The organism is Bradyrhizobium sp. HKCCYLRH3099 (assembly GCF_051167855.1).
Classification (GTDB): domain Bacteria; phylum Pseudomonadota; class Alphaproteobacteria; order Rhizobiales; family Xanthobacteraceae; genus Bradyrhizobium.
Genome location: NZ_JBNPTW010000002.1, coordinates 327,983 through 349,125, shown reverse-complemented (window position 1 = coordinate 349,125; position 21,143 = coordinate 327,983). Strand labels below are relative to the sequence as shown.

The window sequence follows — 21,143 nt, the reverse complement described above, 5'->3', positions numbered from 1 at the left end:
TCTTGCTTTCAATACATGAGGTGTATAGAAAATATGACAGCTTCGGTCAACTGGCTCGCGGGCCTCTTCCCGAGACAGAGGTCGGAGCAAGGATCGAGCCACGAAACGGGCAGCGGGAGGATCACGCGATTTGTCGCAGCATCAGCCATATGCACAGGCGCTGAGTCCGCTCGACGTCGGCCGCTTGCGCTTCCGCAACCGCATCTTCGTCCCCGCGCACACCACGAATTTCGGCGAGCACCACCTGCCGAGCGCGCAGCACCTCGCCTATCACCGCGCCCGCGCGCGCGGCGGCGTCGGCGCCATCATCTTCGAATCCATCCGGATCCACGCCAATTCGCTCGGCCGCCCGCAAGCCGTGTGCGGCTTCGATCCCGCCTGCATCGATCCGTTCCGCCGCATCACCGATGCGGTGAAGGCGGAAGGCGCGGCCATGCTCGGCCAGATCATCCATCTCGGACGGCAGGTCGAAGGCGATTTCGAACGCACGGTATCGTGGGGCGCCTCGCCGATTCCGTGGTCGATCTCGGCGCTGCCGCCGCGGCCGATGGACGAGTTCGACATGGAGCAGGTGATCGAGGGCCACCTCGTCACGGCGCGCAATCTCGTCGCCGCCGGCTTTGACGGCATCGAGCTGCAGATGGCGCATGGTCATCTGCTGCAGCAGTTCATGTCGCCGCTGTCGAACAAGCGCAATGATGAGTATGGCGGCAGCCTGGAGAACCGGCTGCGCTTTCCTGGCCGTGTGCTGGCGGCGCTGCGCGCCGAGCTTGGCGATACATTCTGCCTGGGCATCCGCATCAGCGGGGAGGAATATGCCGACGGCGGCCTCGGCATCGAGGAAGCCGAACGCATCGCACCGATGCTGGCACGGCAGACGCGCATCGACTTCGTCAACGTCTCGCACTCCGCCTATGTCGCGAGCTACTCGCTGGCAACGCAGATGGCCGACATGGCGTTCGATCCGGCGCCGTTCCGATCTCTCCCCGCGCGTATCCGCTGTTCATTGCGCAAGGATGGTTTCGAAACCCCGGTGTTCGCCGTGTGCCGTTTTACGGGACTCGACGAGGCCGACGCGATGATTGCCGCGGGCGATGCCGACGCCGTCGGCATGGCGCGCGCGCATCTCGCGGAGCCGGCGATCGTGCGGAAAACGGTCGAGGGCCGAGTCGATGAGATCCGACGCTGTATCGGCTGCAACCAGGGTTGCGCCGGCATGCTGGAGCGGAACCTGCCGATCCGCTGCCTGATCAATCCGATCGCCGGGCTCGAAGGGCAGTTCGACGAGCCCGAGGCGCTGCCACCAACGGCGCCACGGCGCATTCTCGTGATCGGCGGAGGTCCCGCGGGGCTGGAGGCGGCGCGGGTCGCGGCCGCGCTCGGGCACCAGGTCACCCTGTGGGAACGCGGCGATCAGCTCGGCGGACAGCTGCGCACGGCGTGGCTGATGCCGAAGCGCGCGAACTTCCAGGCGTTCGTGGAGCACCAGGTCGCGGCCTTGACGCGCCTCGGCGTCACCATCGTCTTCAGCAAGGATGCGGACGCCGCCGCGATCGAGGCCTTCGGCGCCGACCGCATCGTGCTGGCGACAGGCTCGAGGACCAGCGCCTTGCCAGTGGCGGGGAACGGCCCCGTGTTCACCCTGCCCGACGCGTTGCGCGCGCCGGACCATCTCGGCGCGTCGGTCGCGGTGTTCGATCGCACCGGTGAATGGGGCACGCTCTCGGCGCTGGAGCATTTTGCCGATCTCGGCAAGGCCGTGACCTTGTTCGTCCCGGCGACGAACTATGCCTGGCGCACCACGGTCTATTCGACACTCGCCAACAGCCGCCGCCTGCGCGAGCGCAAGGTCCGGATCGCGACGTTGCGCGCGGTGCGCTCCTATGATGGCCAGATCCTGGAGGTCGAGGATCTCTCGACCGGCGATATCGAGCGCCTGACAGGCTTCTCGGCGCTGGTCGCCGTCGATCACAACAGCGCGGATCAATCATTGTATCTGGCCTTGCGGCGCGCGGGCTTGCCCGTGCTTCAGGTCGGCGACAACAATGCGCCGCGCACGGCGCTGGAGGCCGTCTACCAGGGTCACATGGCGGCTCGTGCCCCCTTCCCCGCGGCTCCGGCAGCCACGACATGAGGAATGGATGACGCGGAACTTGATCGAGGACGTTGAGGCATGAGTGAAGCAGCGCGGCCGCCGCGGACATTGTTCGACAAGGTCTGGGATGCGCATGTGGTGACGCGCCGCGAGGACGGCGCGGAGCTGCTGTTCATCGACCGCCACCTCGTGCATGAGGGCTCGTTCCACGCCTTCAACAAGTTGAGGGACAAGCGCGCCAAAGTGCGCCGGCCCGATCTCACGATCGGCGTTGCCGACCATTACGTGCCGACGCGCACGCGCAGCCTGCGCGAGATCTCGCCCGACATCGCCGGCATGATCCGCCAGCTCGACGACAATTGCCGCGCCAACGGCATCCGCATTTTCGGCTTCGACGATCCGCGCCAGGGCATCGTCCATGTCGTCGGGCCCGAGCAGGGCCTGACGCTTCCGGGCCTGACCATGGTCTGCGGCGACAGCCACACCTCGACGCATGGCGCGTTCGGCGCACTCGCCTTCGGCATCGGCGCCTCCGAGGTCGCGCATGTGCTGCTGACGCAAACCCTGTGGCAGAAGAAGCCGAAGCGGATGCGCATCACGGTCGACGGCGCGACTGCGCCGGGGATCACCGCCAAGGACGTTGCGCTGTCGATCATCGCCCGCATCGGCGCCGATGGGGCCCAGGGGCACGCGATCGAATATGCGGGTAGCGCGATCCGCGCGCTGTCGATGGAGGGCCGGCTGACGCTGTGCAATCTCTCGATCGAGAGCGGCGCCCGCTGCGGCATGATCGCGCCGGATGAAACCACCTTCACCTATGTCAAGGGACGGCCGTTCGCTCCCGCCGGCGACGTGCGCGATCGCGCGATCGCGGCGTGGCGTGGGCTCGCGAGCGACGCCGACGCGGTGTTCGACCGCGCGATCCTGCTCGACGGCGGCGATATCGCGCCGACGGTGACCTGGGGCATCAGCCCCGAGGATGCGCTGCCGATCATCGCGTCAGTGCCCGACCCCGCAGCCATCGATGATCCGTCGCGCGCGAGCCATGTGCGCGAAGCCCTCGACTACATGGGCCTCACACCGGGTCAGGCGCTCGACAGCATCACGATCGACCGCGTCTTCATCGGCTCCTGCACCAACAGCCGCATCGAGGATCTGCGGGCCGCGGCGAGCGTTCTCGCCGGCCGCAAGGCGCGGGTGCCGGGGCTGGTGTCGCCCGGCTCGCATCTGGTCAAGCAGCAGGCCGAACAGGAAGGCCTGGATCGCATCTTCACGGACGCCGGTCTGGACTGGGTCGGCTCCGGCTGCTCGATGTGCGTCGGCATGAACGGCGACCTCGTACCATCAGGCGAGCGCTGCGCCTCGACCACCAACCGCAACTTCAAGGGCCGGCAGGGCCCGGGCGCACGCACGCATCTGATGTCGCCAGCGATGGTCGCGGCAGCCGCCGTTGCCGGCCATCTCACCGACGTGCGGCCACTGCTGAGGAGAGGCGCATGACGCCGTTCGATACTTTTACGGCATCAGCCTGCGCGCTGCCGCTCGCCAGCATCGACACCGATCAGCTGATTCCCGCGCGCTTCATGAAGCGCTCGCGCGCCGACGGCTACGGGCAATATCTGCTCTACGACATGCGGTTCGACGCGCAGGGGCAGGCGCGGCCCGATTTTCCGCTCAACACGCCGGCTGCGCAGCAGGCCGAGGTATTGGTCACACGGCGCAATTTCGGCGCGGGGTCCTCGCGTGAAGCCGCGGTCTACGCGCTCGTCGATTTCGGCTTCCGCTGCGTGATCGCGCCGAGCTTCGGCGACATCTTCGCGTCCAATGCCGTCAACAACGGTCTGCTGCCGGCCAAGGTGAGCGAGGCGGATGCGGAGGAGATTCTGGAGCTGCTGCAAACGGCCACGTCAGCAATGACCGTCGATCTCAACGATTGTTTGATCAGGATCGGTAACCGTTCGTTCAGCTTCGCGATCGATCCGATCTGGCGCACCAAGCTGCTCAACGGCTGGGACGACCTCGACCTCACCCTTGCGCACGATCCTGATATCGCGCGCTTCGAGCAGCGCGATCGCGGCGAACGCCCGTGGGTGCAGATGGCCCACCAAGACATCGGCTCCTCCTGAAAGAAAGAAGCCGCCCGCACATTCGGTGCAGGCGGCCCAAGTCCAGGGAGGAAACGCCCCAAGAAGGGCTAAATCCGGTGTACTTGATCGGCTGATTCGTGGGTATCCGGATGATACCGGAGGTTGCCGCCTCCTGCGGCGGGCCTCACATACCGCCTGAGGTTTCCTCTTCGTCATGCGCCCCAACTGCGGAGCGGAGATCGTAGTGTCCGGGCGGCCTTGCCGGGCGCAGGGCGCGCACCTCAGCAGACATCCTCAGGGCCACATGGTGGGAATGGCGAGAGGAGGTTCATGGGCAGGACGCTCGCTGGCGTGCGCGCTGCTCTGTGGCGTCCTCAGGGAACTCGGTTCAGGATCGATCGCGGGAGCGTGATCGATCTGGATCACCGAGGCAGCGGCTGAGCCGCCAGCGGCCAAATGGGTTGCAGCCAGAGGAGCGGAACTGAGCGACTCGTTCGCCTGGTCGACAGTCGGGTGATCAACGGGTGGATGATCCACGCACGGACGATCAACAAGTTGCTGGTCAACGGGGTCGTGCATGCGGCAGCTCCGAGCCCTGATGCGACGGTTACTAATTCGGATCAAGATTAGGCGATATCAACTGCGTTAATCCATGCGCGATCTCGCCGCGTCCGGTCGATTCGACTGCAACGCAGCGAACGGCGCGGTGAATGCCACGCCTTCGTGGCTGCTCGATGACGGCTCCTGCGCTGCACTCCAGAACGTGATCACGGTTCCACGAACAGCACGATCAGCGCGTGAGGCTCGCGACACGATCCAGCAGCGCCGCGCCGGTCCGTATCCCCTTGTAGAAGCACGCAATCATCATGTTCTCGTTCGGCGCGTGGTTGGCTTCATCGGCATTGGCGTAGGGAACGACGAAAGCGGGGATGCCGAGGATCTTGGTGAAGACGTAGTCCGGAAGGCTCCCGCCGGTGCAGGGAAATTCCAGCGGGGTGACGCCTTGCGCCAGCGCGATGGCCTCACGGATGACGGAGGCATAAGGAGAATCCATCGGCACGCGCGACGGCAGCATGCCGCCGCGCCGGATGACCTCGACCTCCGGCGCGTGCGTCCTGACATGCGCTTCGACCTTGGCCAGGACGTCGTCGGGGGTCATCGCCTCGACCAGACGAATATCGCATTTGACGACGGCCTCGCACGGCAGCACGGTCTTGCTGCCCGGTCCGCCATAGCCGCCGTGAAAGCCGTTGATGGTCAGTGTCGGATGGAACATCAGCCGCTCATAGTAGCCGCGCTCCGCAGGCGCATCGAGGCGGCTGAGGCCAAGGCTCGCTTTTGCCGCGTCGATATCGAGCGGCAGACGCCTGACCGCCGCCAGATCGAGTTCGCTCGGCGGAACGATATGGTCGTGCAGGCCGTCGATCGTGATCTCGCCCACCGCGTTCTTCATCGTTCCCAGCAGGTGCACGAGCGTCCAGATCGGATTCGGAACGATGCCGCCGAGATTGCCGGAATGCACGTCGCGGCTGGCATGCTTGGCGCGAAGCTCGAACGCGCACATGCCGCGGACGCCGTACGTCATGGTCGGGCGACCCGACGGATGCATCGGCCCATCGGCCGTGACGACGACGTCGGCCTTCAGCCGATCCTTGTGGGCAGCCACGAAATCGGCGATGCGCGGACTGCCGATCTCTTCCTCGCCTTCGAGCAGGACGATCACGTTGCAAGGCAGTTCGCCATGCACCTTGAGATGGGATTCGATCGCCATCAGCTGCGCGAAGTGCTGACCCTTGTTGTCGCCGATGCCGCGGGCATAGATGCGGCCGTCGCGAATGGTGGGCTCGAACGGCGGGCTCAACCACAGCTCCAGCGGGTCCGGCGGCTGCACGTCGTAATGGCCGTAGAGCAGCACAGTCGGCGCGCCCGGCTTGTTCTGCCAGCGTCCGAGCACCATCGGATGACCGGCCGTCGGCACCGTCTCCGCCTCCAGACCCATCTCCTGCAGCATCTCCACCAGCAGCGCCGCAACCTCGGCGATGCCGACATTGTGCGCACTGATCGACGGGTGGCGGACGTAGTCCATCACGCGGGCGAGAAAGCGTTCCTGTTCGATCTGGATATGTTCAAACACGGCCTCGAGCCGGACCGAGGCAGTGGGATGATGATCGGACATGGTCTCGGACTCCTGGACGCGCCGCGATCATCCTGGCGAGCGAGAAGACCGTCCGCAAGGGCCGGAATCAGCATGGGACGTCGGCGCCGACAGCGCGCCAATCGCGCGTCGCCTGGCGCTGCGCACGGCCTTGATTCGCCGGTTCAGAGTTGGGCTTTTCCGTTCCCCTGCGAGCCGATCTAAAGGCGGTAGAACTGCGCCGCGTTGTCGTGGAACAGCTTGCGCCGCTCGTCGGCGGAGAACCGGGACGTGATCTCCTTGAAGGCGTCGAACAGCTTGTCGTAACTGCTGAACAGCTTGTCGACCGGGAAGTTGCTGGCGAACATGCAGCGCTCCACGCCGAACGCCTCGATGGCAGAGAGCACGTAGGGGCGGAAGGAGTCGACGGTCCAACTCCAGTCACCCATGCCGAGGCCCGAGATCTTGCAGGCGACGTTGGGCGCCTGGGCCAGCAGCGTCATGCCAGCCTTCCAGGCCTCGAAATGACCGGGTCCGTCAACCTGCATGCCGGTATGGTTGAGGATGATCTGCGTGTCCGGGAAGTCGCGCGCGAGCTCATAGGCCTCCTGCATCTGCGGATAATAGATCTGCATGTCGAACGAGAGGCCGAGGTCGCGCAGTAGCGCGAAACCGCGCCGCCACTCGGTTTCGCGGCAGACGCCGGGACGGTCGAGATAGGTCTTGGCCGGATCTGGGTGATAGTTCAGCGACTGGCGGATGCCGCGGAAGTTCGGATAGGCGAGATGGCCTTCGAGCACATCACGCACGTTCGGCTGCGCCAGATTGGCATAGCCGACGATGCCGTGCGGAAAGCCGTGCTTGTCGGCCACGCCCTGCAGCCACTTCGTCTCGCCGACGGGGTCCTTAGGATCGAAGCCGACATCGAGATGCACCGACTTGACGACGTTCTGGTTCTTGCAGTCTGCGAGAAAGTCCTCGATCAGGTAGCTGCGGCAGATCGCGGTGTAGTCACCGAAAGCCGCGGGCTTCACGCCATCGCTCAGCCACGGATAATAGTGGTTCTCGAGATCGTAGAGATGGTGATGCGGGTCGATGATGGGAAAGTCGATCATGATGACATCCTCGATCGGGATCGTACGAACGGAGATGCGGGCGCCCGGCCAAGCAGGCGCCCGCTGTGATGCCTTGCATCGCGATCAGTAGTCGCCGGCCGACGGCGGATAGACGCGCTTCAGCTTGGCCTGCGCTTCCGGCGTGCCGACATTGCCGGAGGTCACGAGCGCGAGCGGCAGCGGCAGGCTCTGGGTCACGGCCGCACCGGTCAGCGCATTGTAGACCTGCTGCACCGCCTCGATGCCCTGCCCGCCGGCCTCCTGCAGGAACAGGCCCTGGACGACGCCTTCACGCAACAGCTTGACGGTGGTTGGGCTACCGTCGGCGGTGGCGATCCCGACCTTGCCGACCAGGCCGCGGGTCTGCAGCGCCTTGGCGGCACCGGTCGCAGCCTCGTCATACATGCCATAGATCGCCTTGACATCGGGATGTGCCGTCAGCAGGTCGTTGGCCTGGTCGACCGCTTCGCGCACGGTCAGGCCTTTGGTCTGCAGGATCTGCACCAGCTCGCAGCCATCCGCCTGGAACGACTCCTTGGCGCCGGCGAGATATTTCTGCGCGTTCTCGCGATCCTGCGGCAGCGACAGCATGCCGACCTTGTTGCCGCCGCGCTCCTTGGCGAGCGCACAGACGAACTTGCCCTCGGCCTTGCCGCCCTCGAAATTGTTCGCGGTCACCGCCGAGGTGTAGTCGGTCTCGCCCGGCTGCGGGCCGATGCCGGCAAACGCGATCGGGATCTTCTTCTCCTTCAACAGACGCAGCACCGGCGGCGTACTGGTCGAGCTCACGGGCCCCATCACGATGGCATCCACGCCGCGGGTGATGGCGGTGCGTACGTTCGTCATCTGGTCTGCCGGCGAATTGTGTGAGTCCATCTCGATATAGGTCATGCCGAGCTCGGCCGCCTTGGTCTTGGCGCCATAGCCGACCCACTGCCAGTAGGAGATGTCCAGCGACGGCGCGATATAGGCGACCGTGAACTTCTTGGCGCCTTCTGCGGCCGCCGGCTGCATCGCCGTTGCCATGATGGCCGTGACGGCGAGGGCGAGCAGGCTCTGAGATCGTGCTTTCATGATTTCCTCCAAGTGTTTTATGAACGTTTCGTGGGTGATGCAGCCGCTTCAGCTGCGGACCTTCGTGGCGCGGTCGATCAGGACCGCGACGAGAATGACGGCTCCCGTGACGGTTCCTTGCCAGAAGCTGTTGATGCCGATCAGGTTGACGCCGTTCTGGATCACCGTGATCATGATCGCGCCGAGCATGGCGCCGATCGCCGAGCCGGTACCGCCGAACAGGCTGGCTCCGCCGATCACACAGGCGGCGATCGCCTGCAGCATGAGATTGGCGCCCGCGGTCGATTCCGAATTGCTGATGTAGGACAGGCTCAGCAGGCTGGCGAAAGACGCCGCGACGCCGGACGCGACATAGACACCGAAGCGCACGCCGTGCACGGGAATGCCGAGCAGACGGGCGGCCTTGTCGTTGCTGCCGATCGCAAACACCCAGCGGCCGACGACGAGCTTGCGCAGGACAAACTCGAGGGCGATCACCGCGAGCGCACAGAACAGCACGAAATTGGTGACGCCCGGGATCAGCTCGCCGCCGTTGAGCTTCCAGAAGTTCGGGTCGGCGATCGCGATCGAATGCCCGTCGGTGATGACGAAGGAGAGGCTCGCGCCGATCGCATAGGTGATCAGGGTCACGACGAAGGGCGCGAGACCCACCACCGTGACGAGGCCGCCATTGATGGCGCCGACCGCAATCCCGACGCCCAGGCTGATCACGCAGGCGAGCGGCCACGGCAATGCGGCGGAGAAGCAGAGGCCGGCGACCATGCCGGTGAGCGAGAAGGTCGAGCCGACCGACAGATCGATGCCGCTGGTGGCGATCACCAGGAAGACGCCGAGCGACATCAGGATCAGCGGCGCCGCAGCCTGGGCGATGTTGGCGAGATTGCCCCAGGTCAGCACATAAGGCGACCAGAAGCTGATGCCGACCAGGAGCACGACGATGGCGATCGCGATCGCAATCTCCGTGCGGTAGATCCGCGTCAGCCGAACCGGGAGTGAGGCGCGCTGGCCCGGCTTCGGCCGGTCGGCCGCGCGCTGATCGATCACGACGTCCGTCATGTTACCCTCTTGCTTGCTCATCGGCGGGCCATCACGCCGCCATTCCGGTCGCTCGCGACAGCGACACCTCGTCGAGTTCGTCGCGCCCGAGAACGCCGCTGGCCCGGCCGCCGAGATCGAATGCGATCACCCGGTCGCAGACCGCGATCAGTTCGGTGAACTCGGTGGACCACCACACCACGACGCAGCCGGCCGCGGCGGCATCGCGGATCATCGCGTAGATCTCGCGCTTGGTGCCGATGTCGACGCCGCGCGTCGGCTCCTCCAGCACCAGGATCTTCGGCGGCGGAGCGAGCCAGCGCGCCAGCAGCAGCTTCTGCTGCGTGCCGCCGCTCACCGTCTGTGGCAATGCATCGATCGAGCTCGCCTTGATGGCGAGCGCGTCGAGTGCGGTCTGCGCGGCCGTGGCCTCGCTGGATGCCGCCAGGATCCGGCGGCCCGCGACCCGCGCGGCCGCGACGATGTTGTCGAGAATCGGCAAGGTCGCGAGAATGCCCTTCTCGGCGCGATCGCCGGAGACGTAGCCGACCCCTGCCCTGACCGCTTCGGCGGGATTCGAGAACGTCACATCGACGCCGTCGATCGTGATGCGCCACGCCTGGGACGGCCGCACCCCGATCAGCCTTTCGATCACGCCGGACGGACCGACCGGCGCGCCCGCCAGCCCGAGCACCTCGCCCGACCCGACGCTCAAGGAGACCCCCGGACCGCGCAGGGCGATCTGCGTGCGGGCAGAGGTGGCGATCGTGCTGGGCGGCGCAGCCGGCGGCAAGGCGCTGCTTTTCTGCCCCATCGCCTCGACGATCGCCTCGTCGCTGATCTCGGAGAGCGCGGCGCGGTCGAGCACCGAGCGCCCGTCGCGCAGCACGGTGCAGACATCGGCCAGCGCGCGGATCTCGCCCATGCGATGCGACACCAGCAAGGTGCTGATGCCCTGCTGCGCCAGCCGGCGCAGGATGCCGAACAGCCGCTCCGTCTCGGAAAAGGTGAGGTTGGCGGTCGGCTCGTCCAGCAGCAGGACGCGCGCCCCGGAGCTCAGCGCCCGGGCAATCTCGACGAACTGGCGTTCGTGCAGATCGAGCTGCGCCACCGGCCAATCCAGCGCCCGCTCCGCCAAGCCCTGATCGACCAGCGCCAGCGCGGCACGCGCCTCCGCGAAGCACTCCGCCTCGCTCAGCCGCGCCAGAGCGCGCTTGCGATGGGGCAGGTAGATGTTCTCGGCCACCGACAGATGCGGCAGCAGCGCCAGCTCCTGAAACACGACCGCGATCGCGTTGGCGTCGGGATCGGTCCGGCCGTCGATGCTGATCGATCCGCCGTCGTGGCGATGCGATCCGGAGATGATCCGGATCAAGGTCGACTTGCCGGCGCCGTTGCCGCCGAGCAGCGCATGGATCTCGCCATGGCGAATCCGCAGATTGGCGCCGCGCAGGACATGCGTGGCACCAAAACTCTTTTGGATGTCCTTGGCCTCGAGCACGAATGCCGACGCATTCGTCTCGTCCTTCGCCTCGTGCCTGGCTGATATTTCGGAACTCACGCTCTCACCTGCTCACCGCCATGCTTCACAGGAATCCGATCGACAGCCAGGGCACGAAGGCCACGAGCAGCAGACCGAGCACGAGCGCGCCGAGATAGGGCCAGATGCGCGTCAGCCCTGCATTGGGATCGATCTGGCCGATCGAGCACGCCGCGTAGTAGCCAAGGCCGAACGGCGGCGCGAACAGGCCGATGCCCATCGCGAGAATGATCACCATCGCGTAGTGCACCTCGTGCACGCCGAGCAGCTTGGCGGCCGGGAACAGCAGCGGGCCGAACAGCACCATCGCGGGCAGGCCTTCGAGGATGCTGCCGAGCAGGATGAACACGGCGATCGAGATCAGCAGGAAGCCGTATTTGCCGCCGGGCACCGACACCATCATCGCCGCCAGTGCATGCGAGAAGTTCGATTGCGTCAGCGCCCAGGCCATCGCGGTGGCCGCGCCGATGATGAAGAGGATCGCGCCCGACAGGGCCGCCGTGTGGACCAGCGCCGGGTAGAGCCTGCGCCAGTCGAAACGGCGGTAGACCAAAAGCCCGACGATGATGGCGTAGGCGATGCCGATCGTCGACACTTCGGTCGCCGTCGCCACGCCTTCCGTGACGGCGGTCCGGATCAGCACCGGCAGCAGCAGCGCGGGAATTGCCGTGACGAGCGCCGAGCGGATCGTGGCCCAGGACGGGCGCGAACGTACGATATCCTCCGGCTCGACCATGCGTCGCTTGGCGACGACCGCCAGCGCCGCCGCCAGCACCAGGCCCGGGACGATACCGCCGGTGAACAGCGCCGAGATCGAGACGCCGGCGACCGAGCCGATGATGATCAGCACGATTGAGGGCGGAATGGTCTCGGCCATCGCTCCGGAGGCTGCGAGCAGCGAGACCAGTTCGCCGTCATGAATGCCCCGCCGCTTCATGTCGGGAAACAGCACCGGCGCCACCGCGGCCATGTCGGCAGTCTTGGCACCGGAAATGCCGGACACGAGCAGGATCGCGCCGAGCAGCACATAAGAGAGGCCGCCGCGGACATGGCCGACGAGCGACACCAGAAATCCAACCATCGCCTCGGCCATCCGGGTCATCACGATGAGATGGCCGAGCAGGATGAAGAGCGGGATGGCGAGCAGCACCAGGGAGGAGACGCCTTCGTCGATGCGGCTGGTGACCACCTCGAGCGGCGCGGTCGTGACGGTCAGCAGATAGGCGACGGTGGCGAGGCCGAAACAGAATGCGATCGGCACGCCGGCGAGCACGGCAGCGCCGAGCAGCAGCGCGAAGAAGACGATCAGGTTCCAATTTCCGAGGGCCTTCAGCGCCGGCGCGGCGCCCCACAGCACGAGCGCGACGGTCGCAAGCAGCGCCAGCGTGATGGCGAGATCGCGCGAGGCGTGACGGGTCATGCGCAGCAGCGCGGTCGCGAGCATGAGGCCGATGCCGACTGGCACGGCGCCGGCGCGCAGGCTGTCGGACAGGCCTAGGGCCGGCGTCTCGACGAAGGACTGGCCATGAGCGTAGTCGATGGCGGGGTGCAGCAAGATGCCCAGGAACAGCGCCGGCGCCATCAAGGCGAGGCTCTCCAGCACGGCGCGCATGCGCGGGCTGACGCGGTCGACGAGCGCGGTCATCCGCATGTGCTCGCCACGGCTGAGCGCGAGCACCGCTCCGAACATCGCGAGCCAGAGAAAGGTGATCGACGCGAGTTCGTCTGCCCAGGTCAGCGGCCGGTTGAAGACGAAGCGCGACGTCACACCGGTGAACAGGATTCCGACCTCCGCGACCAGGGCGATCACGGCGGGAATCTCGATCAGCTTCGTCAATGCCCGTTCGAGGCTCTCGACCACGCCGTGCCTGCTGGAGGCTGCGAATGACGCGTCGACGCTGTTCATCCGAGCTCTCCCACATTCGACTGCAGGATGGTCCAGGCGTCCTCGCCGAACTTGCCGCGCCAATCCTTGTAGAAGCTGCTCTTGGCGAGCGCGGTCCGGAACGCGCCCTTGTCGACGTCGACGAAGGCGAAGCCCTTGGCGGCGAGATCAGCGCGCAAGCTCTGGCTCAACGACGCAATGTCGGCGCGCTCGTCGTCCGCCGATCTGCCGAACTCGCGCTGGACCAGCGCCTGCAGGTCGGACGGCAACTTGCCGAAGGCGGTGCGATTACCGAGGATCCAATAGGCGTCCCAGACATGACTGGTGAGCGAGCAATATTTCTGCACCTCGTAAAGCTTCGCGGTTGCGATGATCGGAAGCGGATTTTCCTGCCCCTCGACCACCTTGGTCTGCAGCGACGTATAGACCTCGTTGAAGTTGATCGGGGTGGGACCGGCACCGAGCGCCTGGAACAGGCTGGTCAGGATCGGCGCGGCCGGCACGCGGATCTTGAAGCTCTTGAGATCGTCGGGCGTCTTGATCTCGCGGGTCGACGACGTGACCTGCCGAAAGCCGTTATCCCACGGCTTGGAGAGCGCGATCGCCCCGGTCTTCTCGATGTCCTTGCGGATGTGATCACCGAGGCTGCCGTCCATCGCCTTCCACACCTGATCGTAGGACGCGAAGGCGAAACCCGTGTTGACGATGCCGGCGAGCGGCACGCGGGTGGCGAGCACGGAGCTCGCGATGTTGATCGCATCGACAGCGCCGACACGAACCTGCGAGATCAGGTCCGTATCGGAGCCGAGTTGATTGGCCGGATAGAGATTGATCTCCAGCCGGCCGCCGCTCGCTTCCTTGATTCGGCTGGCGGCCTCTTGCGCCCGCTTGTTGACCGGATGCGACGGATCCTGCCCGGTCGCGAGCTTCATCGTGAACTCGGCCGCGTTCGCATAACGCGAGATCGCGAATGTGAACGGCAGAGCCGCTGCTGCCGTGATCAGTTGCCGACGCGTCGTCCCCTTGCGCATTGCCGTCCCTCCGATGTGATATTGTTTGTTATGGGCCGGCACCGCATCGCGCCGGCAATCGACGAGAGCGCCTCGCTCGCTATGTGAGCCAGCCCTTCACCTGCCTTGCGACCTCCGAGAGCGAGATGCCGTAGCGGTCGTGCAGCGTCGGCAGCGCGCCGGCGTCGAGGAACGCGTCGGGCAGCCCGATCTGCCGGAACGGCACATGCACGCCCGAACGCATCAGCAGCCCGGCGACCGCCTCGCCGAGGCCGCCGATCAACGTATGGTTCTCGGCCACCACCACCAGGCGGCCGGAGCGGCCCGCCTCATGCAGGATGGTCTCGCCATCCAGCGGCTTGATGGTGGGCACGTGCAGCACGGCGACGTCAACGCGATCGTCCGCGAGCGACTTGGCCGCCTCGAGCGCGCGCATCGTCATCAAACCGGACGAGATCATCAGCACGTCGCGACCGTCGCGCAGCAGCTTGGCCTTGCCGAGTTCGAATGTGTAGTCGTACTCGTCGAGCACCAGCGGCACCTGTCCGCGCAGCAGCCGCATGTAGACCGGCCCCTGATGCGCCGCCATTGCCGGCACGACCTGCTCGATCTCATGGGCATCGCAGGGGTCGATGACCGTCATGTTCGGCATCGCCCGCATCAAGGCGAGGTCCTCCGCGGCCTGGTGGCTCGGACCGTAGCCGGAGGTCAGGCCGGGCAGCGCGCAGACGATCTTCACATTGCGGTCTTCCTCCGCGATGGTCTGGTGGATGAAGTCGTAGGCGCGTCGGGAAGCGAATACGGCATAGGTCGTGGCGAACGGCATGAAGCCTTCGGCGGCAAGACCGGAAGCCGCGCCGAACAGCAGCTGCTCGGCCATGCCCATCTGGTAGTAGCGGTCGGGAAATTCCTTGGCAAAGATGTGCAGGTCGGTGTACTTGCCGAGGTCCGCGGTCATGCCGACGATCTCGGGGCGGCTCCGCGCCAGTTCGACCAGGGCATGGCCGAACGGCGCCGGCTTGGTGCGCTGCCCCTCGGAGGCGATCGAGGCGATCATCGCCGAAGTTGTCAGGCGCGGCTTGCTCAGATCCGGTGCTGCTCGCGTCGTCTTCATCATGGCCTCCCGGCGTCGAGCGCGGCCAGCGCGAGCTGCCACTCGTGCTGCTCGACGCGAATGAAATGGTTCTTCTCGCGCTGTTCGAGGAACGGAACGCCCTTGCCCATCAGGGTGTCGGCGACGATCATCCGCGGCTTTGGCGCCTCGTGACTCTTCGCGGCATCGAAGGCCGCCACGACCGCATCGAGATCGTTGCCGTCGACGCGCTGCACGAACCAGCCGAACGCTTCCAGCCGGTCCACCAGCGGTTCGAAGCTCATCACCTGGGTCGATGGCCCGTCGGCCTGTTGATTATTGACGTCAACGATCGCGATCAGATTATCGAGCTGGTAGTGGCTGGCGGACGAGATTGCCTCCCACACCGAGCCTTCGTCGAGCTCGCCGTCCGAGAACAGCGTGTAGACACGCGAGCTCGATTTCTTGCGCTTCAGGCCGAGGCCCATGCCGACGGCGATGCTCAGGCCGAGACCGAGCGAGCCGCCCGACATCTCCATGCCCGGCGTGTAGGACGCCATGCCCGACATCGGCAGCCGGCTGTCATCGCTGCCATAGGTTTCGATCTCGGCTTCTGGAACGATCCCCGCCTCGATCAGCGCGGCGTAGAGTGCGATCGCATAGTGGCCGTTCGAAAGCAGGAAGCGGTCGCGCTCCTCCCAATTGGGATCCTCGGACCGGTAGCGCATCGCGTGGAAATAGGCGGTCGCGAGCACGTCGGAGATGTCGAGAGCCTGGGCAATATAGCCCTGCCCCTGAACCTCGCCCATGCGTAGCGCATTGCGGCGGATGTTGTAGGCGCGTTGTGCCAGCGTCGGCGCGTTGACGAGCCGATGAGTTGCGGTGTCCATCGTCCGAGACCTCGTCAGTGGATCAGCATGCCGCCGTTCACGTCGATGACCGCACCCGTCACATAGGCGGAAAGATCAGACGCGAGGAACGTGTAGATGCCGGCGACATCATCCGCCGTGCCGAGGCGGTTGAGCGGAATGCCTTCGAGGATCTTGGCCTTCATCTCGTCGGTCAGCTTGCCGGCGGTGATGTCGGTGCCGATCAGGCCCGGAGTCACGCAGTTGACGCGGATGCCATCGGCTCCGAACTCGCGCGCCATCGCCTTGGCGAGGCCGAGCACGCCGGCCTTGGCGGCGGAATAATGCGGACCGCCGAAGATGCCGCCGCCGCGCTGCGCCGAAACCGACGACATGCAGGCGATCGAGCCCTGCTTGCGCTCGCGCATGTGCGGAATCACCGCTTGCGAGAGAAACAGCACGCCCTTCAGATTGACGTCCTGGATGCGATCCCAGTCATTCGGCGTGATGTCGAGCAGCTTCACCGGCTGGGTGATGCCGGCGTTGTTGATGAGGATGTCGATGATGCCGAAGGTCGACATGACCTGCGCGACCGCATCGTTGCATGACGCCTTGTCGGTGACGTTGCAGCCGAGCCCGAGATGTTGATCGCCGAGCGTGGCGGCCGCGTCCGCCGCCGCCGCGGCGTCGATGTCCAGGATGGCGACGCGGGCGCCTTCCGCCGCGAACCGCCGCGCGGTGGCGAGCCCGATGCCGCGCCGCGAGGCCGCGCCCGAAATGATCGCCGTCTTGCCGCTGAGCAGCATCCCCTGTCCTCCCGATGTCTCGTTGTCGTGGGCGCCACCATGACCGGCCGAGGGGACGGCAACAAACGCGCAGTTGTCATGGATTGATGAATCTGGTTCACTTATCCTATGCTGTCGAACATCCCGATCTCGTCGATCAAAGCGTTTGAGGCCGCCGCGCGCACCGGCTCTTTCCGCGATGCAGCAAATGAGCTTCACCTGACGCCCTCGGCCGTCAGCCACGCGATCCGCAAGCTCGAGGCCGCCCTGCGGACGGTGCTGTTCGAACGGAAGGCGCGCGCCGTTCACCTCACGCCGGCCGGCGAGAACCTGATGCGCCATGCCGGCGCGGCGTTCGATCAGTTGCGCAGGGGACTGGAAGAGGTCGCCGCCCGCGGTCCGCAGCTCGTGCGCGTCCATTCCGCGCCGAGCTTCGCCGCGCAGTGGCTGACGCCGCGCCTCGCGCAATTTCTGTCCGCGCATCCGAAGCTGGAGGTTCGACTCGCGGCCAACACCGACTATGCGCGCTTCAAGAACGACGATTTCGACATCGACATCGTCTATGGACAGCCGCATGCCGAGGGCGTGGACGTCGTGCCGCTGGCGGAGGAGACGGTCACGCCGCTCTGCTCGCCGGCCCTCGCGGCGACCATCAAGCGGCCGGCAGATCTTCTGGAGCGGACGCTGATCCGTTCCGACGTCAAGCAGGTGCAATGGCAGCAATGGTTCGCCGCCAACGGCCTGGAATCTCCCGCCCTTCACGGCATGCGCTTCGACCGCAGCTTTCTTGTTCTCGCCACCGCCGCCGAGGGCCTCGGCATCGCGCTCGAATCCACACTGCTCGCCGAGCGCGAGCTCGCCTCAGGACGGCTGGTCGCACCGCTCGCCGGGCGCGCTACGGACATCCGCTATGTCGGTCACCGGCTGGTGCTTCCCCGCGCGCCGCGCCAGCCCGCTGCCGTGCGCGCCTTTGCCGACTGGATCAAGCTGGAGCTCGGCGTCAGCGTCTGATGCGCACTGCGCGGTGGAGCGCTGCGATCGGCGATCGCCACGTGGCTGAGTCTTCTCATCGTCAGACTTGCGGCTGCGACATCGTTCCTCTGATGATGCCGGTATCCTCCGCGCCCATCGGCTTGAAGTCGACGTACATGTCGGCACCGGGGATGGCGGCCGCGCCGGCGCGAGCGACGGCGAGATCCTGCGCGCCCGACCCGGAGCCCGCCGCCACGGCGCCGAGGATGAAGCCATCGACGCAGATCGGCAGCCCGCCGATCAGATTGGTCCAGCGGCTTTCATGCGCCAAGGTGACCTGGATTTCCACGTCCGCATGAGCGCCGCCGGTCGGCGTGCCCGACAGCGCCGAGGTGCGCGCCTTGTTGATCGAGGAGGTCACGCTCAGCCCCTTCGACCCGTCCATGCGCCCGAACGCCAGCAGGTTGCCGCCAGCATCGACCACGGCGATGCACATCGGTTGTCCGATGCGGGTCGCTTCGGCGACGGCTGCGTTCAGCACCTTCAGCCCGCCCGACAGTGTCAGCGTTCGCGTGTCCTTGACGTCGCTCATGCGTGCTCCTCGAACAGGCCAAGGGAGAAATCGCGCGCCAGCGTCCGGGCCGCCGCGAGCAGCGACGCATCACCGCCGCGCCAGCCGATCAAGGACAGCCCGACCGGAATCGGGCCTGATGTCGCGACGGGGAGACTGACCTGCGGAAGCCCCGTCAGTCCGGCGATGCAGGTCAGGTCGACGATGCGGTGCACGGCCGCGCGGATCTCCGACAGACGCGCCTCGCGTGCGATCGGCAAAATGGGGGACGTCGGCAGACACAGCATGCGGCGTCCATCCAGCAGATCGTCGAGCCGCTTCGAAGCGGTCGCGCGAAACGCTTTGGCGGCCGCGAGCTCCTGCGCGTCGATGCGGCCGTCATCGGCGAAGGCGCCGGCCACCTCCGAGGAGAAGCGCGGGTTCACGCGATCGATCCAGTCGCGAAACGTCGCGTGGAATTCGCTCTTCTGCAGGATGCGCTGATGGCGCCCCCAGTCGAGAAGATCGCCGCCGGCCAGAGCCGACATCGTGGTTGGCACAGCAGCGCGCAGCCGTGCGACAACCGGTTGCAAGGCATTCCTGACCGGCTCATCAGCCAGCGCAAAACAGTCATCCGCCATCACGATTTCCACGGGCGAAGCATCGGGAATCAACTCACCGAGCAGCACGCTGCCGACGCGGCCGAAGGTCATCGCGTCCCTGGCGAAAAAGCCGACCGTGTCGAACGACGGCGCCTGTGTCATCAGGCCGGCGACGGAGATGCGGCCGTGCGTGGGGCGCAGGCCGTAGATCCCGCAGAAGCTCGCGGGCGTGCGCACGGAGCCGCCGGAGTCGGTACCCAGGGCGACATCGACCAGGCCGCCCGCGACCGCAGATGCGGAGCCGCTCGACGAGCCGCCGGGAACGCGATCCGGCGCGCGCGGGTTCAGCGGCGTTCCGTCGAACCTGTTGATGCCGAGCAATCCGAGCGAGATCTCATCGGTGATCGTCTTCCCGACCAGCGCGGCACCGGCCTTCAGCAGCGCATCGACCGCCCAGGCGTCCGTCTCGGCTGCGGCATGCGTGGCGGCCCAGTCGGGATTGCCGCAGGCCGTCACCTCGCCCGCGACATCGAACAGGTCCTTGACGGCAAAGCTCAGGCCCGACAGCGGGCCGGAGCAGTGTGGCGCGCGCCGAAGGATGGCGCCGGGGATGAAGGCTCCGAGAGTGTCCTGCACGGCCTATCTCCGATGAAGAAAAGGCGCGCCCGACGAGCGCGCCTGCCGTCCTCTCTCTGTCTCACTCCTTGTAGAGCTTGCGGAAGTCCGGGTGGGTGTGGAACCAGTATTCGAAGCCCTTGACGTTTTTCTGCATCGCGTAGTCGGCGAAGCGGGTGTAGAGCGGGATGCGCGGCAGATCGGTCATCACGATATCGACCATCTTGTTCAGGCTGGTCTTGTAAACTTCCGGATCTCGGGTGAAGCGGGCCTCGTCGATCACCTTGTCGAGGTCGGGATTGACGTAGTTGGCGGTGTTGAACACCGAATTGTTGCCGCCATGGAACGTCCAGAAGAAGAAGTAGTCGGGATAGTCGAGCCAGCCGTAGAATTCGGCGATCACCATCGGCATCGTCTTGCTGGCCATCTGCGCGAACCAGTTCGATCCCGGCACCTTTTCGATCGTCAGCTCGACACCGATATTCTTGAGCGCTTCCTGGATCAAGATCGCGGTCGGCTCACGCACCGTGGACTCGCTGAGGTCGATCGACAGCGTCGTCTTGAAGCCGTTCGGGAAGCCGGCCTCGGTGAGCAGCTGCTTGGCCTTCGCGAGATCCTGGCCGTGCTTGATCGGCACCGGCCAGGTCGCGTCGGGATAGGGCTTTGCCGGATCGCCGCCGAACATCGGCTTGGCACGGTTGTAGAGCGCGGAGCTGACGATCTCCTTATAAGGAATCGCGTAGGAGATCGCCTCGCGCACCTTCGGATTGTCGAACGGGGCAATCTTCACGTTCATATCGACGAAGACGAGGTCGTTCTGCACGGGCACGCCGATGATCGTGACCTTGCCCTGCTCCGCCAGCTCGGCATAGTCCTTCGGCGGCAGGCCGACCGACATGTCGACGTCGCCCTTCTCCAGCAGCGCGCGGCGCGTGCCGGCCGAGGCGATCTGCCGGTAGACCACGCGCTTAAGCTTGGGCAGCGGTCCGGACTTCCAGGCATCGAATCGCGTGAACACGGTCTGCTGGCCCGGCGTCCATGACTCCACTTTGTAGGCGCCGCCGCCGCAATCATTGCGCGACACCCAGTCGAACGCCCACGGGTCCTGCGCTGTCGCGTGCTTCTTGGCTAGCTCCGAGTTGATGATGACCGGCACGGGAACGACGAGGTCCGGCATGGTCAGCTTGTTGAACTGGTCGAACGTGGCCTTGAAGGTGTGATCGTCGACCACCGAGAACTGCTCGGGCTTGACGAGCGAGCCGGCCGCCATCTGCACGGCCGGAAAGCCGCCGGCGGCGATGGCACGGTCGAACGACCATTTGACGTCCTTGGCGGTGACCGGCGTGCCGTCGTGGAACGTCGCGTCCTTGCGCAGATGGAAGATGTAGGTCTTGCCGTCCTCGCTGGCTTCCCAGCTTTCGGCGAGCTCCGGCGTCATGATCTTGGCGTCGTAGGACACCGTGCCGTCCGCCAGCGTCTTCTCGCCATGGCTGACGAGCCGGTCATAGGCCTGCCAGACCACCATGCGGCTGTGATCGTTGGCGGTCGGCACCATCGTGTCGAGACCGTTGGGGCCCATCTCCGATACGATCACCAAAGTGTCCTTGGCGATCTCCGCATGGGCGATGGCGCCTGGCAGCACAGCGGACGCTGTGAGCAACGCCGCTGCAACGAGACTGCGATAGAGCTTCATATCGTGCGTCCTTTCTGGATGTTTCAGGTGG

At 65.9% G+C, this 21,143-nt stretch carries 17 protein-coding genes; 4 read left to right on the top strand and 13 right to left on the bottom strand.

Going from position 1 to position 21,143, the window contains the following annotated elements:
* Positions 1–130 precede the first annotated feature (130 nt).
* Genes ACQR1Y_RS06835 through leuD form a run of 3 tightly spaced genes read left to right on the top strand, consistent with a single transcriptional unit; the run spans position 131 to position 4,221 of the window.
* Positions 131–2,134 carry an FAD-dependent oxidoreductase gene (locus tag ACQR1Y_RS06835; RefSeq protein ID WP_434876528.1) on the top strand — a complete coding sequence of 668 codons (2,004 nt, stop codon included), beginning with the start codon at positions 131–133 and terminating at the stop codon, positions 2,132–2,134.
* A 39-nt stretch (positions 2,135–2,173) separates the two neighbouring features.
* Positions 2,174–3,595 carry a 3-isopropylmalate dehydratase large subunit gene (leuC, locus tag ACQR1Y_RS06830; RefSeq protein WP_434876529.1) on the top strand — a complete coding sequence of 474 codons (1,422 nt, stop codon included), beginning with the start codon at positions 2,174–2,176 and terminating at the stop codon, positions 3,593–3,595.
* A complete protein-coding gene (gene leuD, locus ACQR1Y_RS06825) occupies positions 3,592–4,221 on the top strand; it encodes a 3-isopropylmalate dehydratase small subunit (protein WP_434876530.1) in 630 nt (209 codons plus the stop codon). The genes leuC and leuD overlap by 4 nt, the downstream gene beginning before the upstream one ends.
* Positions 4,222–4,972: 751 nt before the next feature.
* On the opposite strand, the gene ACQR1Y_RS06820 is transcribed toward leuD, so the two are convergent.
* The 10 genes from ACQR1Y_RS06820 to ACQR1Y_RS06775 all read right to left on the bottom strand — a co-directional run bounded on the left by ACQR1Y_RS06820 (position 4,973) and on the right by ACQR1Y_RS06775 (position 16,701).
* Entirely contained in the window at positions 4,973–6,358 is a 1,386-nt protein-coding gene (locus ACQR1Y_RS06820; protein ID WP_434876531.1) for a M20/M25/M40 family metallo-hydrolase, read from the bottom strand.
* A 179-nt stretch (positions 6,359–6,537) separates the two neighbouring features.
* Positions 6,538–7,431: an amidohydrolase family protein gene (locus ACQR1Y_RS06815; protein ID WP_434876532.1), complete on the bottom strand. Its 894-nt coding sequence runs from the start codon at positions 7,429–7,431 to the stop codon at positions 6,538–6,540.
* An 84-nt stretch (positions 7,432–7,515) separates the two neighbouring features.
* A complete protein-coding gene (locus tag ACQR1Y_RS06810; RefSeq protein WP_434861420.1) occupies positions 7,516–8,505 on the bottom strand; it encodes a substrate-binding domain-containing protein in 990 nt (329 codons plus the stop codon).
* A gap of 48 nt (positions 8,506–8,553) precedes the next feature.
* Positions 8,554–9,561 carry an ABC transporter permease gene (locus ACQR1Y_RS06805; RefSeq protein ID WP_434876533.1) on the bottom strand — a complete coding sequence of 336 codons (1,008 nt, stop codon included), beginning with the start codon at positions 9,559–9,561 and terminating at the stop codon, positions 8,554–8,556.
* 31 nt (positions 9,562–9,592) lie between these two features.
* Complete coding sequence (locus ACQR1Y_RS06800; protein WP_434876534.1) at positions 9,593–11,101, bottom strand: sugar ABC transporter ATP-binding protein; 1,509 nt, start codon at positions 11,099–11,101, stop codon at positions 9,593–9,595.
* A gap of 25 nt (positions 11,102–11,126) precedes the next feature.
* Positions 11,127–12,986, bottom strand: a complete 1,860-nt coding sequence (locus tag ACQR1Y_RS06795) for a TRAP transporter large permease (protein ID WP_434861417.1) — start codon at positions 12,984–12,986, stop codon at positions 11,127–11,129.
* Positions 12,983–13,996 (bottom strand): TRAP transporter substrate-binding protein, encoded by a 1,014-nt coding sequence (locus tag ACQR1Y_RS06790; protein ID WP_434876535.1) that lies wholly within the window; start codon positions 13,994–13,996, stop codon positions 12,983–12,985. The genes ACQR1Y_RS06795 and ACQR1Y_RS06790 overlap by 4 nt, the downstream gene beginning before the upstream one ends.
* Before the next feature lie 79 nt (positions 13,997–14,075).
* Entirely contained in the window at positions 14,076–15,089 is a 1,014-nt protein-coding gene (locus ACQR1Y_RS06785; RefSeq protein WP_434861415.1) for a transketolase family protein, read from the bottom strand.
* Complete coding sequence (locus tag ACQR1Y_RS06780) at positions 15,089–15,937, bottom strand: transketolase (RefSeq protein WP_434876536.1); 849 nt, start codon at positions 15,935–15,937, stop codon at positions 15,089–15,091. Before ACQR1Y_RS06780 ends, ACQR1Y_RS06785 begins: the two co-directional genes overlap by 1 nt.
* Before the next feature lie 14 nt (positions 15,938–15,951).
* Complete coding sequence (locus ACQR1Y_RS06775; RefSeq protein WP_434876537.1) at positions 15,952–16,701, bottom strand: SDR family NAD(P)-dependent oxidoreductase; 750 nt, start codon at positions 16,699–16,701, stop codon at positions 15,952–15,954.
* A 108-nt stretch (positions 16,702–16,809) separates the two neighbouring features.
* Here ACQR1Y_RS06775 and ACQR1Y_RS06770 point away from each other — a divergent pair, with 108 nt between their 5' ends.
* Complete coding sequence (locus tag ACQR1Y_RS06770; RefSeq protein WP_434876538.1) at positions 16,810–17,691, top strand: LysR substrate-binding domain-containing protein; 882 nt, start codon at positions 16,810–16,812, stop codon at positions 17,689–17,691.
* 61 nt (positions 17,692–17,752) lie between these two features.
* Here ACQR1Y_RS06770 and ACQR1Y_RS06765 read toward each other — a convergent pair whose 3' ends face one another.
* From ACQR1Y_RS06765 to ACQR1Y_RS06755, 3 genes are all read right to left on the bottom strand, one after another.
* A complete protein-coding gene (locus tag ACQR1Y_RS06765) occupies positions 17,753–18,244 on the bottom strand; it encodes a GlcG/HbpS family heme-binding protein (protein WP_434861411.1) in 492 nt (163 codons plus the stop codon).
* The gene (locus ACQR1Y_RS06760; RefSeq protein ID WP_434876539.1) at positions 18,241–19,440 is read right to left on the bottom strand and encodes an amidase; all 1,200 of its coding nucleotides are present in this window, start codon (positions 19,438–19,440) and stop codon (positions 18,241–18,243) included. Before ACQR1Y_RS06760 ends, ACQR1Y_RS06765 begins: the two co-directional genes overlap by 4 nt.
* Before the next feature lie 61 nt (positions 19,441–19,501).
* On the bottom strand, positions 19,502–21,112 hold the full coding sequence (locus ACQR1Y_RS06755; protein ID WP_172184849.1) for an ABC transporter substrate-binding protein: 1,611 nt from the start codon (positions 21,110–21,112) through the stop codon (positions 19,502–19,504).
* Between the last annotated feature and the right edge of the window lie 31 nt (positions 21,113–21,143).

Excerpts from the sequence above, each read along its gene's own strand:
- leuC (WP_434876529.1), top strand. The coding sequence starts at position 2,174 with ATGAGTGAAGCAGCGCGGCCGCCGCGGACATTGTTCGACAAGGTCTGG.
- leuD (WP_434876530.1), top strand. The coding sequence starts at position 3,592 with ATGACGCCGTTCGATACTTTTACGGCATCAGCCTGCGCGCTGCCGCTC.
- ACQR1Y_RS06820 (WP_434876531.1), bottom strand. The coding sequence starts at position 6,358 with ATGTCCGATCATCATCCCACTGCCTCGGTCCGGCTCGAGGCCGTGTTT.
- ACQR1Y_RS06815 (WP_434876532.1), bottom strand. The coding sequence starts at position 7,431 with ATGATCGACTTTCCCATCATCGACCCGCATCACCATCTCTACGATCTC.
- ACQR1Y_RS06810 (WP_434861420.1), bottom strand. The coding sequence starts at position 8,505 with ATGAAAGCACGATCTCAGAGCCTGCTCGCCCTCGCCGTCACGGCCATC.
- ACQR1Y_RS06805 (WP_434876533.1), bottom strand. The coding sequence starts at position 9,561 with ATGACGGACGTCGTGATCGATCAGCGCGCGGCCGACCGGCCGAAGCCG.
- ACQR1Y_RS06795 (WP_434861417.1), bottom strand. The coding sequence starts at position 12,986 with ATGAACAGCGTCGACGCGTCATTCGCAGCCTCCAGCAGGCACGGCGTG.
- ACQR1Y_RS06790 (WP_434876535.1), bottom strand. The coding sequence starts at position 13,996 with ATGCGCAAGGGGACGACGCGTCGGCAACTGATCACGGCAGCAGCGGCT.
- ACQR1Y_RS06785 (WP_434861415.1), bottom strand. The coding sequence starts at position 15,089 with ATGAAGACGACGCGAGCAGCACCGGATCTGAGCAAGCCGCGCCTGACA.
- ACQR1Y_RS06780 (WP_434876536.1), bottom strand. The coding sequence starts at position 15,937 with ATGGACACCGCAACTCATCGGCTCGTCAACGCGCCGACGCTGGCACAA.
- ACQR1Y_RS06775 (WP_434876537.1), bottom strand. The coding sequence starts at position 16,701 with ATGCTGCTCAGCGGCAAGACGGCGATCATTTCGGGCGCGGCCTCGCGG.
- ACQR1Y_RS06770 (WP_434876538.1), top strand. The coding sequence starts at position 16,810 with ATGCTGTCGAACATCCCGATCTCGTCGATCAAAGCGTTTGAGGCCGCC.
- ACQR1Y_RS06765 (WP_434861411.1), bottom strand. The coding sequence starts at position 18,244 with ATGAGCGACGTCAAGGACACGCGAACGCTGACACTGTCGGGCGGGCTG.
- ACQR1Y_RS06755 (WP_172184849.1), bottom strand. The coding sequence starts at position 21,112 with ATGAAGCTCTATCGCAGTCTCGTTGCAGCGGCGTTGCTCACAGCGTCC.